A 12,639-nucleotide genomic window follows, 5' to 3' on the forward strand; every position below is an offset into this window, starting at 1 on the left:
AGTCAACAAACTCCATTAGTCTCCCTATAAATTACATTCTTAAAGGAGTTTTTCTATGAGTATAAACTCAAATGGTCCGTTAGCGGGCATCAGAATATTAGATCTCTCAACTATGATTGCAGCTCCTTTTGGGGCAACTTTGCTAGGGGATTTTGGTGCAGAAGTAATAAAAGTGGAAATGCCCGGCAAGGGAGATTCTCTTCGCCAAATGGGCCCATTCCATGGGGATGAACCACTTCGCTGGCCTGGTCTTGCAAGAAATAAAAAATCCATTACTTTAGATTTGCATACAGAAGAGGGTCAGCAAATCTTAAAAGAATTGGCAATGAAATCAGATGTTATTATTGAAAACTTCAGGCCAAAAACCCTTGAAAAATGGAATTTAGGATATGAGCAGCTTAAAAAAGTAAATCCTGAATTAGTCATGATTCGAGTAACAGGATTTGGACAGACTGGTCCAAACTCAAGTAAAGCAGGGTTTGGCACACCAGCAACCGCTTATAGCGGATTTACGTATCTTCATGGGTATCCTGATCGCCCTCCAATCAGTCCCTCATTTTCATTATTAGACTATATTACAGGCATTTACGTAGCTTTTGCTACAACTACAGCGTTGTATTACCGTGACAGTCAAGAAAGCGGTACGGGGCAATATGCAGATATAGGACTTTATGAAGCGATGTTTAGAATGATGGAATTCCTTGTCGCTGATTATGATCAAAATGGAGTTATAAAAGAAAGATCACCTGGATTAAGCGGACATTCAAGTCCTGCCGGAACCTTTCAAACTAAGGATGGCCACTGGGTCGTGCTCGTAACAAGTTCGGACCGTACATTTAATCGTCTCGCTAAAGCAATGGGACGGGAGGATATGCTCGAAGATGAGAGATATTTTACAAATTCAGAGCGCCTTAAACGATTTGAAGAAACGAATGGAATTGTTGCCGATTGGGTAAAGACCATGACCCGAAAAGAACTGCAGGTACTGCTCGATGAGCATGGAGTTCCAGTAAGCCCAATCCAATCTATTGAGGATATTTTTAATGATGAGCATATAAAGGAACGCGAAAATATTATCGAAGTTGCCCATCCTCGTTTAGGGAAAATCAAAATGCCAGGTATTGTTCCTAAGTTTTCTGAGACTCCTGGATCAGTCTATCGGATTGCACCTGATTTAGGGGAACATACAGAGGAAATTCTCAAGGGCATTTTAGAATTGGATGAAAACAGAGTTCGAGAACTTAAAGAAAAGAAGGTTATTTAATAAAAGAGAAAAAGGAGAAATGGTTATACAATGTCATATCCAAATGAAGTGACCATTACAGAAGTATGTCCTAGAGATGGGTTTCAAAGTTTGTCAGAAGTCATTCCGACAGAAGAAAAAGTTGAATATATAAATAGATTAATTGATTGCGGCTTTAGGCAAATCGAGGTAACTTCATTTGTACACCCGAAGGCAATTCCGCAATTAAGCGATGCGAGTGCCGTTTTAACTAAAATTAAACGAGTCCAAGGAGTTAAATTAAGAGCTCTCGTACCAAACGTAAAAGGGATGGAAAGAGCCATAGCGGCCAATGTTGACAAAGTGAAGTTAATGCTGTCTGCTACAGACTCTCATAGTTTAAGCAATGCCAATACCACAACCTTTGAAGCAATGAAGGCGTTTGAAAGTCTCGTCAAATCTGCTGAAGACTCACTTGTTCAAATTGGCGGATCCATCTCTGTTGCATTCGGATGTCCTTATGAAGGAAATGTCCCAATTGAGAGGCATCTTGAAATTTGCAGGCGATACGAAGAACTGGGTATTAAGGATATCTCATTAGCGGATACAACCGGGATGGCAAATCCGGTGAAAATAAAAACCGTTGTTTCAACACTAAAGTCTCAGTTCCCAGATTTTCATTTTTCGCTGCACCTGCATAATACTAGAGGTATGGCATTTGCTAATGCAGTTGCCGGACTGGAAACAGGGATCAAGGATTTTGATAGTTCTGCTGCAGGTCTTGGTGGGTGTCCCTATGCACCAAATGCAAGCGGAAATATTGCTACTGAAGATCTGGTTCACGGATTTGAGGAAATGGGAATCAGAACAGGCATTCAGCTTGATAATGTGATGAAAATTGGAAGTGAGTTAAAAGAAAGATTTCCGGATGAATCAAACAGCTTCATCTTAAAAGCAGGGAAATGTTCCGACCTTAGTAGATCACCGAATGAACAAGTAAAAATTGGAGAATAAACAAGAAAGCATATTAATAGAATATCCTCGAATTTGTTATTTCTTTATCGGTTACCCGGTATTTAAAATCGGGTAACCAGATGGATTAACATCTTGATAGTTCCTCAATCTTATTTTTTTCCCTTATTTTATGGTGCCCCTATACTTACACCAACTCTCTTTAACCAATCGTTTACTTAAGATATAAACTAATTTAATTATAAGCGTCACAAAAAGAACCCCTGCATCGTTTTATTTATGAACACAGCCAAGGGAGGGTGATTCAACCAAGATAGTGCTAAAAAACAGTAAACATTTCAACGTTAGATCAAGAATCATTGCTAATTCATAAAAGAAAAGGGGTAACCAAAATGACACAACGAATTAATTACATGCAACATTCACCAGAATTCCTCAATAAGATGATGGCACTGACTAATGCTGAGAAGGAAAGTTCCATTGAGGAGAAAATTCTACACCTCGTTCACATTAGAGCTTCACAAATGAATGGATGTGCCTTTTGTGTGGATATGCATATCAAGCAGGCAAAGATTCATGGCGAGGGTGAGCTTCGTCTTTATCATATACCGATTTGGCGCGAATCCACTTTATTTAGCCCTCGCGAACGAGCAGCGCTGGAATGGACTGAGATTTTGACTAAGCTGCCTGAACACGGTGTTCCTGATGAAGTTTATGACAGTGTTCGTGAACATCTTTCTGAAAAAGAATTATCTGATCTTACCTTTTCCATAATGGCAATCAATGCCTGGAACCGTATCAGCATAGCTTTCAAAAATGTGCCGGGTTCTGCTGACGCTGCTTTTGGATTAACTAAAGCAGGACTGTGAGTGGCAGAACAACGAAAAGCTCATTCACCTTAAACATACAAAAAACCAGCTAATAGTTTGTCAATATTTTTCAATAAAAACTTAAAATATCTCATGCTATACTAAAAATGTGCATGCCAAATAACCTTCCGTTATTCTGGTTTTGGAAGGTTTTGTGTTATTTAGTTTATTTTTGGTTCTAAGCTAAATCTTGGAAAGTGGTTCTGTTCTTTAAAAGGGCAAATATCCAATGTAAGAGTTTATTTACGCATGCAATTACAGTTACTTTAAAGGGTTTTCCTTCGCCACGTTTCTTGTCGTAAAACTCTCGCATTTTCTTGTTGCGAGGGATGATTTCATCCGTTGTTTTCTTTTTACGGCAATCACGAATCGCACAACGAACAGCCATATATAAGGCGTGACGAAGCCTACTTGACCCTCGTTTTGTAATTCGATTCTTTGTGGCTGTAAACTTACCAGATTCGAATACACTTGGATCAACTCCAGCGAAAGCTACCAGCTTTTTAGGATTAGTAAATCGATCTATCTCTCCAATTTCTGAAATAATCGTTGCAGCGATTTTTTCCCCGATACCAGGGATAGATTTGATAATATTATATTCTTCAATTTCTTTAGCGAGGGCATCTATCTCCGACTCCAACTTTGATAGGTGCTCTTTGTATTGAAGAATCATATTAATATACATACCAAGGCTTAAAATATGACTCTGGTAGACTGTCTTTTCAAAAGGGTTACGAGCTGCCGCAGCCTTAAGTTTAATCGCACTTTCTTTTGCCCACCTAATTGATCGACTTTTACATAATTCATGTATCTTATCTGTAATTGTTTCTTCACTTGCTTTAATAATATCCTCGGAAGAGGGGAACTCTGAAAGCGTTAAGAGTGATACCACCGAATATAAATCTCCAAAAACCCCCTTATATTCTGGAAACACTTGTTCAAGAACAGCTTGAAATTGAAGCTTCGTTTGAATTGTTACTCCAGTAATATTTTCATGCTGTCTTGTAAGATTTCGAAGGTTTAATAATTGAACACCTCTCTTTTTATAAGGCTCTAACTCCTCTTTGTAGAATAACTCACAAAGAAGATAGGCATCTACAGCATCTGTCTTTACTTTTCTTAAACTTGAGCCTCTTGCCTTGTATGAAATCAACGGGTTGATAATAATCAATAAATAACCTCGTTCTTCCAAATAATGAACAACAGGAGTTTGATAGTGCCCAGTAGCTTCTAGAATGATTGAAGGCTTCTTACCAGACTCTTTTTTCACATCCTCCAGAAACGATACAAGATAACTTAGCCCTTCAACTGTATGAGATACTTTAAAACTCTTTCTGAATGGTTTGCCTTTATCTAAAAATGCTTGAACTTGACTTTCCCCTTTTGAAATATCCAGACCAACGACTGGATTCATTCTAAATCCTCCTCCTAAACATGTAATTTACCAGTACCCCTAATTTCTCCTTGCAGTGTCACAGCTTCGCTTGTTATACGAGATCAAAGTCCCAACCAGCCTCAATCATGTTTCTACAAGTAGGGGGCGAACCGTTTAGCTGACGGGGTCTAAGCCCCACGAGCAGTTACGTTCTACCCTGGCTACTGATATAATAAGACCCAATAAAAAAAGGTCAACCAGAAATATTTAGCATTCTGGCTAACCTTATAATACGAAAGACCGGTAAGATGGAAGAAATCATCTTATCGGTCTCAAGAATTAAACCTCTGTAGGCTTCAATTTGTCCGGGTTTCGGACAATGTATATATTCCGAATCCTATTTCCCTCAGTATGAATGATGCCCACCGTCTGAATCCCATCATCAGAACGCTGAATAAAAGCAGGCTGTTCATTGATTATGCTGATTTCAATTGGCATTGCTCTTTCATCTCTTGATGCTTTGTGTACAGTTCCCATGAGAAAGCGGGCAACATGATCACTTGTTTTAATAGGAAATATAGCAGCTTTTGCTTTTCCTCCGCCATCAGAGACCAATATTACATTAGGATCAAGCATGGATACCATTCGCTTCATGTTCCCTTGTTTGAGTGCTGCCAGAAAGTCCGTAACCAGTTCATTAGGGGCTGTTTCCGTATGATCAAGCTCTTCAGAGGAAATCCCCATTTTTGCACGGGCACGACTGAATAGTTTACGGCAATTCGCCTCGCTTTTTTCGATGAGCTCTGCAATTTCCCTATAATCAAAGCCCAGTGCTTCACACAGGACAAAAACAACACGCTCCGCTGGCGTAAGCCGTTCAAGCAGTACGATCATGGCATAAGACAATAAATCACCACGTTCAACCGATTCGATGGAATCATCACCAGTATTCGAATGAAACAGCGGTTCCGGCAGCCATTCCCCATAATATTGCTCCCGCTTTTTGCGGGCCGATTTTTGTATATCATAACACCGATTTGTGACCATTTTACAAAGATAGGCTTTAGGATCCGTCAGCTTCTCCTTTGGCACATCATATATTTTCAAAAAAACATCATGTACAACATCCTCTGCATCAGAGGCAGAACCTGTCAATTGATAGGCCAGTTTAAACAGCAATCCTTTATATTGCATGTACATTTCCTGCATCATTTCACTTCCAATCTTATTCGGCCAAATGCTGATACAAAGCAAAGGCTCCAAAAATAAAACGAGTAAAGGAGAGTTTTTGTGACAAAGAGGAGAGGTGTTCAAGAATTATTACACAAACTTCTTTTTACTTAACATGAGTGTTGGCTTAGGAAGAGTTTATTTTTTAACTAACTATAAACAGCTTTGGAGTTAAAGTACCGCATTTTAACAAATTATATAGCAGAAAATCAAAGGAAACTTTTTGAAAAACAGATGTATTTCATTTTAAACTTGGGATTTTATATATATTATATCTGGGGCACGTTGCTTGATAGAACTTTTTTGCTTTCGGTGAAAAATTAAGGGAACCGTTTTTGACATGCGTCTGTATGATGGAAATTTCTTGACTAAGAGCTTGCTGTCTTAAGATGCATTTCCAAAAAAATCACCTATAAGTTCCAGCATTAGAGAATAACTAATAAGCCCAGCAGGTATAAGAATGTGTACGAATTTTTTAGAATTTATAAATCACTGAGACGAGTTGAGTGCAGGCTCTTTTCATACACATCTTACATCATGATAAAGGTGTGTGCCTGTCCCCTAATTATATAGGCATTACTATACTTGGGGACAGGCAACTTTTTAAATTGTTTATTTACAAAAATTTCTTACATAGCCAGTGACAACGGCCAATAGTAAAAAACATATGTAAGTAAAATAAAAACGATGCCGCTTATTCGAGCAGCTCTTTCTCGTATACATTTCACTCGAAGAAGTGCCTGTCTGTCCATTCCATTGAAAGGGCTGGCACCAAGTTTCAGCATTCCTCAATGTTAAACTATTCCATAAACCCAAATAAATAACTTTATAAAAAATATGCTTTTAAATCCAGAACAATAAGTCTATTATAGTAAATAAAATTAAAAAAGGAGATTCATATGATTTCATCTATTCAAGATCAACTTCAAGTATTTAGAGAAAGTCAAAAAAACAGGGGGCGGCTGCTTATCAATTGTCCTGATCAACCGGGTATTGTGGCTGCTGTTTCCCAGTTTCTGTTCCAGTATGATGCTAATATTATCGAATCAAGTCAATATTCGACAAATCCAGAGGGTGGCACCTTTTTTATCCGAATCGAGTTTGAATGTCCTGGTTTACAGTCGAAGGAAGAAGAGTTGAAGAGTCAATTTAAGGAAATCGCAGAAACATTTTCAATGGAATGGAAATTAGCATTTGTTTATGAATTGAAGAAGACAGCTATTTTCGTATCAAAAGAACTTCATTGTTTACGTGAGCTGTTATGGGAATGGCAAAGTGGTGATTTGCTTACCGACATCGCTCTTATTGTGAGTAATCACGAGGAAGCAAGACAAATTGCAGAATCCTTGCATATTCCATTCTTTTACATACCAGCAAGCAAAGAAAATAGAGAGGAAGTGGAAGAAAGACAGCTGCAGCTTTTAAAAGAATTTGATATTGACTTAATCATCTTAGCCAGATATATGCAGATTTTGACGCCGGTTTTTGTAGAGGCTCATCCATTCAAGATCATTAATATTCATCACTCTTTCCTTCCTGCATTTGTTGGTGCGAGGCCATATGATCGAGCCCATCAGCGCGGAGTAAAAATAATTGGGGCAACGTCTCATTATGTTACAAACGATCTTGACGAAGGACCAATCATTGAACAAGATATCAAGCGTGTCGACCACCGGGATCATATAGATGATCTAAAAAAGAGCGGACGTTCTATTGAACGAAGTGTTCTTGCCAGAGCGGTTAAATGGCATTTAGAAGACCGGATTATTGTTCATGAAAATAAAACAATTGTTTTTTAAGAAAAAGGATCTGTAATGAGCGCCTGTCTCTCAGTTTAGTAATGCATTTTCTTGTGATCTGCCCATGTCAAGCAGACAGTGGAAATAATAAAAAAGCCTTAGGCAGCCTTAGCTCTATATCCCATAGGGCTAAGGACTTTTAAGTGTTTTTTGTTTTCTGCTGAAGATTTTTACCGAAATGTAGTGGGAAAAAGGTGTACAACGATTTGAATAGGAATAGCTTAGAGGCAAAATGAGATTGAGGCAGCCATGGAATCAAAAGTGCATGAACAAATCCCCCATTTTCCTTTAGATGCGCTTTGGTGGGGGGAGTTATCAAATTTGAGCAGAAATAACATTTACCAAATTGGACAGATAAACTATATATGTTAATATATGGTAATGTTGATATTTATCAAAGTATAAAGGGCCTGACGCCGGTTGCGTTAAGTTAATACGTTATTTCAAGAAGGGACAGCTCCTCTTTTTTGAGGAATTTTTAGTAGTCTAAATAAGATATAAGTGATTACTTCTTGGGCTGCTCAAGTGCTTGGTAAGCTGCCTGATACTTTCCACCATCCGTAACTTCTGAATGGTACAAGGCCTTTAGGGCATTGTTTTTTTCAAGACCATGCTCAACCTTCAGTTCTTTAAAGCGTGTATGCAATTCTTTATTTTCCTTAATTAGTTGTTGCATTTGCGATTTTATATACTTCAAAATATTTATCTCCTTTCTGAATCTCTGAGTTTAGCCTAACTTTTAATAGAAATAACCTGTCTAAAAAGATCCCTAAATTGCTCCCGGTCTTCTGCTGTAAAAGGCTTTGGTCCCTTTGTTCGCTGTCCGCCTTTTCTAGCCATTGCACTTAAATAACGTGTTTGTAATAATTGGTCAATATTTTCATTTGTATATCTAAATCCTTTATGGTGAAGTACGATCACTCCTTTTGCTAATCCTAGTGAAGCAAGACCATAATCTTGCGTGACGATAATATCTCCTTTTTCCACTAACTTCACAATTCGATAATCTGCAGCTTCTGCTCCAGAATCAACATAAATAGTTTCCACTCCGGATGGCTGTTTTGCATTAGAAAAATGAGAAAAGCTTGTAACAAGGATAACCGGAATTTCAAAAGTCCTTGCTTCAGAAATAATAACTTCTTTCACCGGACAAGCATCTGCATCCACATAAATTTTCATCTTTTCCCTCCTGTTAAGAAGTTCTACTTAATAAAACTTTACCTTTTCAAAGGGATTTGTGACTTTGTTTGAAATGATCAAGAGTTCTTTCTTTTGCTATAATTTCTTTCCTCATATTATACTTTATAGATTGTGTTGGCAAATGGTGGTTCAATTGCGCATTAAAGGAGAATCCTGGTACTGGTTTTGGCAGCATTAATTTTGCAGGGGTGTAATGATATGTCTAAGGAAGAAAAAGAAGAGATAGTTGAAAAGTCCACTGAATCTGCAGTTCAGTATTATCGCAAGTACTTGAATGAAACAGCAGTTCAGGCAGCCATTCCTCAAAATATTGCTCCCGTTTTATGCGAGCCGATTTTTGTATATCATAACACCGATTCGTGACCATTTTACAAAGTTAGGCTTTAGGATCACTCAGCTTCTCCTTTGGGACATCATATAACTTTAAAAAACATCATGTACAACATCCTCTGCATCAGAGGTATAACCTGTTAATTGATAGGCCAGTTTAAACAGGAATCCTTTCTATTAAATCCAAGCAGTTAAGTTAGCATGGGATTTTTACAAAAAGCATTCACATTTTATTATTGACATTATAAAGAAAACATTACAGTAACATGACGCTGATCATTACCTGGAATTGCTTAAAAAAGGAAAGAAAAAAAAGCCGTTTAGAAGTGATATTGTTAATGGCTGCATGGGGAGTATTTTAGGAGTTCTGTAGGAAATACATTACAATATTGCTTTCAGCGTCAGCCCACAGGGCCGACGCTATTTTTTAGAATCAAAAGGATGTGGGAAATTTATAAAAAAATGAAAAAAGGAAGAGTGTTACTATCTTCTTCGGTAACTCTCTAAATTTATCTGAGTTTAATAGGATAAAAATCCCTTATGTATTCCAAAATAGAGAAGTTAGGACGACATTTCTCTTCTTATTGGTAATGTACAGCAACGGAAAGAACCACCAGATTTAATGATTTCATCAAATTCAACTTCAATGACTTCATACCTGTGGAGTTTTAGTTGGTTATTTACTTTTTTGTTATTTGGCAAACTCACAATTCTGCGGTTACCTAAAGATAAGATATTGGTGCCGAGAGAAAATTGCTCTTCTTGATCAACTTCAATTAGATCATATTTTTCAGATAGGAGATTTATTTCTTGCCTTGAGAAGGCAGGTGAATAGATTAAAGCTAGATTTTTCGACAAGATATTAAATACGCAATCCAGATGTAAATATTGATGTGAGAAGGGGAGGGGGGTTACTGTGTGTTCATTTAAAAAATGTTTAAGTTCAAGATATGAACTCCAATCTGTTCGCTGACTGATTCCTACATATACAATTTCATTATCAATAATCACATCCCCGCCTTCAATAGACTGATTAAATATATTGTAATAAGGGATGCCGTTGCTCGATAAAAAATTTTGTAGTACTGATGTCTCTTCTCTTCTTACTTCACTTGCCATCTTGCCAACTAATAGCATATTTCCTATAGTAAAGCCAATATCCCTGGTGAAGACTTGTTCGTTCAATAGTCTTTTAGTTGGTAATTCAAGCGTATCTATACCATTAGACCTTAGTATCTTTGTGAAATGATCGAATTGAATACGAGCCTGTTGGACATCTACTCCTATAGAAATGTAATGCTTTTGAGTCTCATTTATTAAACTATTTATGTTTATATTTTTAGGTTCACAAACAATAACTTCCTTTAAAGTATCGTATTCATTATTACAAAAAGATCTTAGAAGTTCAGCATCTGCATTCATCATTATCCCTCACTTTGTATATGATTTTGTGATTTATTGGCTTTATGGGTATTATGCATTGTATTTAGTTAGGATAAATCCACTATGCTATTTAATGGATTATCATCAATAAATCTAATTTTTGTATACGGCTGTTCACTGCAAATTGCAGCTGCGTAATTCGAATGTTCTATAATTTTAAAATGATATCCCGAAGCATCTTCCCTATGAACTTTCAATTCCACTGCACCTAATCTCCACATATCCATATCAAAACCAAAGTGTGAAAAAGAATCTGTAATACCTGTCCCTATAGCCTTCACATAAGCTTCCTTCAGTGTCCAGATTTTATAAAAAAACAAAAGGCGTTCTTGATCTTGCAGGCTGTTAAAATACTTCCTCTCTTCTTGTGTGAAACAGAAATCAATAATAGACAGGTCTAATGGCTTGATAGATTCGATGTCTACACCAATCTTACCATTTGAGGAAAAGCCGCATATGATCTTGTCTTCAGAGTGAGAAAGGTTAAAATCTCCTGAAAATGTATGGGTGGATGGACACAAATAAGGTCGGCCATTACTAGATCTTTTAATATTTACAAGGTTACAATTTAGTGCCCTTTTTAGTTTCTTTCGAATAAAAACCTGAGCAGCCAAGGATCTTTGCCGGTCTGCCTGGTGATGATATTTATTTATTCTATTTTGTTCAGATAATGGCAATTGCTCTAATTGTTTTTGCATATCATCCGGTGTTAATAAGGGACCTATTTTAAAAATATAAACCTCTGCATTCTCATTTGTTAAATCCATATAGACCTCACAAAAATTTTGAATTTTTTAACAAATACATATACAGCCTATATTTTGTAAGAAATGATGTCAAGAAATTGCAACATAAAATTTACTTTGAATAATCTTTACCTTTTCTTTAACTATTTCTACAATTTTATAACTATATAAGCACAAATAACCATTTTTAATGGTATTGATAAAATTTTCTAAATTTTGTTGATATTAGAGAGAAATTTGCGTTAACATTATTTTGCATATATTACAAAAAATGAATGGAGGGGAATGGGGGATGAACAAAACCGATGAACTGCGACGTATTGTTTCGAATACTGAGGTAGAATTCTCAGGAGCTGTCTTAGTTCGGGATGACCAAGACACTCTTCTAAAGGAAGGATATGGACAAGCTAATCGCAGCGAGGGTATTCCTAACAATGTGGACACAAGGTTTGGTATGGCATCAGGATGTAAAATATTTACGTCTATAGCGATTTGTCAGCTTGCAGAAAAAGGTGTGCTGGATTTTCAAACACGTTTAAAGGATTGTTTAGATATACAATTCCCTAACTTTAGTGAGGACATTACAATTCATCATTTGTTAACTCACACATCTGGGGCACCGGATTATTTTGATGAAGAAGTCACAGATGATTATGAAGGCATATGGAACGAGAAGCCTATGTATTCTGTTCAATCACCTGTTGATTTCGTACCACTATTTCAAAATGAAAAAATGAAGTTCATCCCTGGAACAAAGTTCTCATATAGTAACTCGGGTTATATTATTTTGGGACTCATAGTTGAACAGACTACAGGAATGGCTTTTACTGAATATGTAGAGAACCATATTTTCAAACCTTGTGGAATGACAGACTCTGGTTTTTTCAGAATGGATCAACTGCCAGATAGAGTCGCGCTGGGGTACATAGATGATAAAGATGGCTGGAAAACGAATATATACTCTGTTCCGGTAAAAGGTGGACCCGATGGTGGAGCTTTTTCTACAGTTAACGACTTAGAAAAATTCTGGAATGGGCTTTTGAATGACAAAATCTTAAGTGAGAAATATAGAAAAATCTTATTAACACCTCATGTGAACAGTAATGACAATATCTTTTATGGTTATGGAGTATGGATTTCTATGGAGCAAAATGATGTATTGAAATATTTTGTATTAGGCTTCGATCCTGGAGTCAGAATGCATTCATCAGTTAATATGAAATCTAAAATTCAAACACATATATTGTCTAATATTGATCAAAGTGTCTATCCAATAGTAAAAGAAATTGATGACCTTTTTCAGCAAATTGCTAAATAAATGAGATAGCTTTATTTTAAGTAATATAAATTCAGAAGAAGGGATTAGTCATTGACGAATCCCCCTTTTTTATGATTCTTATCAAGAATCTTGGAGTTTAAGATTGTCAAGCTTGAATCCTAGTGAAATATAAAT

General features: G+C 36.7%; 12 protein-coding genes. 6 read left to right on the top strand and 6 right to left on the bottom strand.

Features of this window, described 5'->3' with window-relative positions:
• The first annotated feature begins 55 nt into the window (after positions 1–55).
• The 3 genes from NSQ49_RS23150 (at position 56) to NSQ49_RS23160 (ending at position 3,063) form a co-directional block, all read left to right on the top strand.
• Complete coding sequence (locus NSQ49_RS23150) at positions 56–1,264, top strand: CaiB/BaiF CoA transferase family protein (RefSeq protein WP_251284401.1); 1,209 nt, start codon at positions 56–58, stop codon at positions 1,262–1,264.
• 30 nt (positions 1,265–1,294) lie between these two features.
• Entirely contained in the window at positions 1,295–2,236 is a 942-nt protein-coding gene (locus tag NSQ49_RS23155) for a hydroxymethylglutaryl-CoA lyase (protein WP_159864563.1), read from the top strand.
• Between the two features lie 350 nt (positions 2,237–2,586).
• Complete coding sequence (locus NSQ49_RS23160; RefSeq protein WP_251284402.1) at positions 2,587–3,063, top strand: carboxymuconolactone decarboxylase family protein; 477 nt, start codon at positions 2,587–2,589, stop codon at positions 3,061–3,063.
• Positions 3,064–3,241: 178 nt separating this feature from the next.
• Here NSQ49_RS23160 and NSQ49_RS23165 read toward each other — a convergent pair whose 3' ends face one another.
• Both NSQ49_RS23165 and sigJ read right to left on the bottom strand, forming a co-directional pair.
• Positions 3,242–4,477 (bottom strand): IS110 family transposase, encoded by a 1,236-nt coding sequence (locus NSQ49_RS23165; RefSeq protein WP_251171169.1) that lies wholly within the window; start codon positions 4,475–4,477, stop codon positions 3,242–3,244.
• Between the two features lie 300 nt (positions 4,478–4,777).
• Complete coding sequence (gene sigJ, locus NSQ49_RS23170) at positions 4,778–5,647, bottom strand: RNA polymerase sigma factor SigJ (RefSeq protein WP_251284178.1); 870 nt, start codon at positions 5,645–5,647, stop codon at positions 4,778–4,780.
• 920 nt (positions 5,648–6,567) lie between these two features.
• Here sigJ and purU point away from each other — a divergent pair.
• Positions 6,568–7,467 (top strand): formyltetrahydrofolate deformylase, encoded by a 900-nt coding sequence (purU, locus tag NSQ49_RS23175; protein WP_251284122.1) that lies wholly within the window; start codon positions 6,568–6,570, stop codon positions 7,465–7,467.
• Between the two features lie 505 nt (positions 7,468–7,972).
• Here purU and NSQ49_RS23180 read toward each other — a convergent pair.
• Positions 7,973–8,164 carry a hypothetical protein gene (locus NSQ49_RS23180; protein ID WP_159864554.1) on the bottom strand — a complete coding sequence of 64 codons (192 nt, stop codon included), beginning with the start codon at positions 8,162–8,164 and terminating at the stop codon, positions 7,973–7,975.
• A 35-nt stretch (positions 8,165–8,199) separates the two neighbouring features.
• Entirely contained in the window at positions 8,200–8,646 is a 447-nt protein-coding gene (locus NSQ49_RS23185; protein ID WP_159864551.1) for a YaiI/YqxD family protein, read from the bottom strand.
• A 219-nt stretch (positions 8,647–8,865) separates the two neighbouring features.
• On the opposite strand from NSQ49_RS23185, the gene NSQ49_RS23190 reads away from it, so the two are divergent.
• Positions 8,866–9,030: a hypothetical protein gene (locus NSQ49_RS23190; RefSeq protein ID WP_251284123.1), complete on the top strand. Its 165-nt coding sequence runs from the start codon at positions 8,866–8,868 to the stop codon at positions 9,028–9,030.
• A 528-nt stretch (positions 9,031–9,558) separates the two neighbouring features.
• Here the strand turns inward: NSQ49_RS23190 and NSQ49_RS23195 are convergent.
• Both NSQ49_RS23195 and NSQ49_RS23200 read right to left on the bottom strand, forming a co-directional pair.
• Positions 9,559–10,422 (bottom strand): dimethylarginine dimethylaminohydrolase family protein, encoded by an 864-nt coding sequence (locus NSQ49_RS23195; RefSeq protein WP_251284124.1) that lies wholly within the window; start codon positions 10,420–10,422, stop codon positions 9,559–9,561.
• 65 nt (positions 10,423–10,487) lie between these two features.
• Positions 10,488–11,207 (bottom strand): 4'-phosphopantetheinyl transferase family protein, encoded by a 720-nt coding sequence (locus NSQ49_RS23200; RefSeq protein WP_251284125.1) that lies wholly within the window; start codon positions 11,205–11,207, stop codon positions 10,488–10,490.
• Between the two features lie 271 nt (positions 11,208–11,478).
• Between NSQ49_RS23200 and NSQ49_RS23205 the strand changes: the two genes are divergently transcribed.
• Positions 11,479–12,504 carry a serine hydrolase domain-containing protein gene (locus NSQ49_RS23205; RefSeq protein WP_251284126.1) on the top strand — a complete coding sequence of 342 codons (1,026 nt, stop codon included), beginning with the start codon at positions 11,479–11,481 and terminating at the stop codon, positions 12,502–12,504.
• The last annotated feature ends 135 nt before the right edge of the window (positions 12,505–12,639 follow it).

Origin of the sequence: Cytobacillus sp. FSL R5-0377, from assembly GCF_038004385.1 — a bacterium.
Taxonomy (GTDB): Bacteria; Bacillota; Bacilli; order Bacillales; family Cytobacillaceae; genus Cytobacillus.

Coding starts and splice junctions, on each gene's coding strand:
- NSQ49_RS23160 (WP_251284402.1), top strand. CDS start 2,587: ATGACACAACGAATTAATTACATGCAACATTCACCAGAATTCCTCAAT.
- NSQ49_RS23185 (WP_159864551.1), bottom strand. CDS start 8,646: ATGAAAATTTATGTGGATGCAGATGCTTGTCCGGTGAAAGAAGTTATT.
- NSQ49_RS23190 (WP_251284123.1), top strand. CDS start 8,866: ATGTCTAAGGAAGAAAAAGAAGAGATAGTTGAAAAGTCCACTGAATCT.
- NSQ49_RS23150 (WP_251284401.1), top strand. CDS start 56: ATGAGTATAAACTCAAATGGTCCGTTAGCGGGCATCAGAATATTAGAT.
- purU (WP_251284122.1), top strand. CDS start 6,568: ATGATTTCATCTATTCAAGATCAACTTCAAGTATTTAGAGAAAGTCAA.
- NSQ49_RS23200 (WP_251284125.1), bottom strand. CDS start 11,207: ATGGATTTAACAAATGAGAATGCAGAGGTTTATATTTTTAAAATAGGT.
- NSQ49_RS23205 (WP_251284126.1), top strand. CDS start 11,479: ATGAACAAAACCGATGAACTGCGACGTATTGTTTCGAATACTGAGGTA.
- NSQ49_RS23165 (WP_251171169.1), bottom strand. CDS start 4,477: ATGAATCCAGTCGTTGGTCTGGATATTTCAAAAGGGGAAAGTCAAGTT.
- sigJ (WP_251284178.1), bottom strand. CDS start 5,647: ATGCAGGAAATGTACATGCAATATAAAGGATTGCTGTTTAAACTGGCC.
- NSQ49_RS23195 (WP_251284124.1), bottom strand. CDS start 10,422: ATGATGAATGCAGATGCTGAACTTCTAAGATCTTTTTGTAATAATGAA.
- NSQ49_RS23155 (WP_159864563.1), top strand. CDS start 1,295: ATGTCATATCCAAATGAAGTGACCATTACAGAAGTATGTCCTAGAGAT.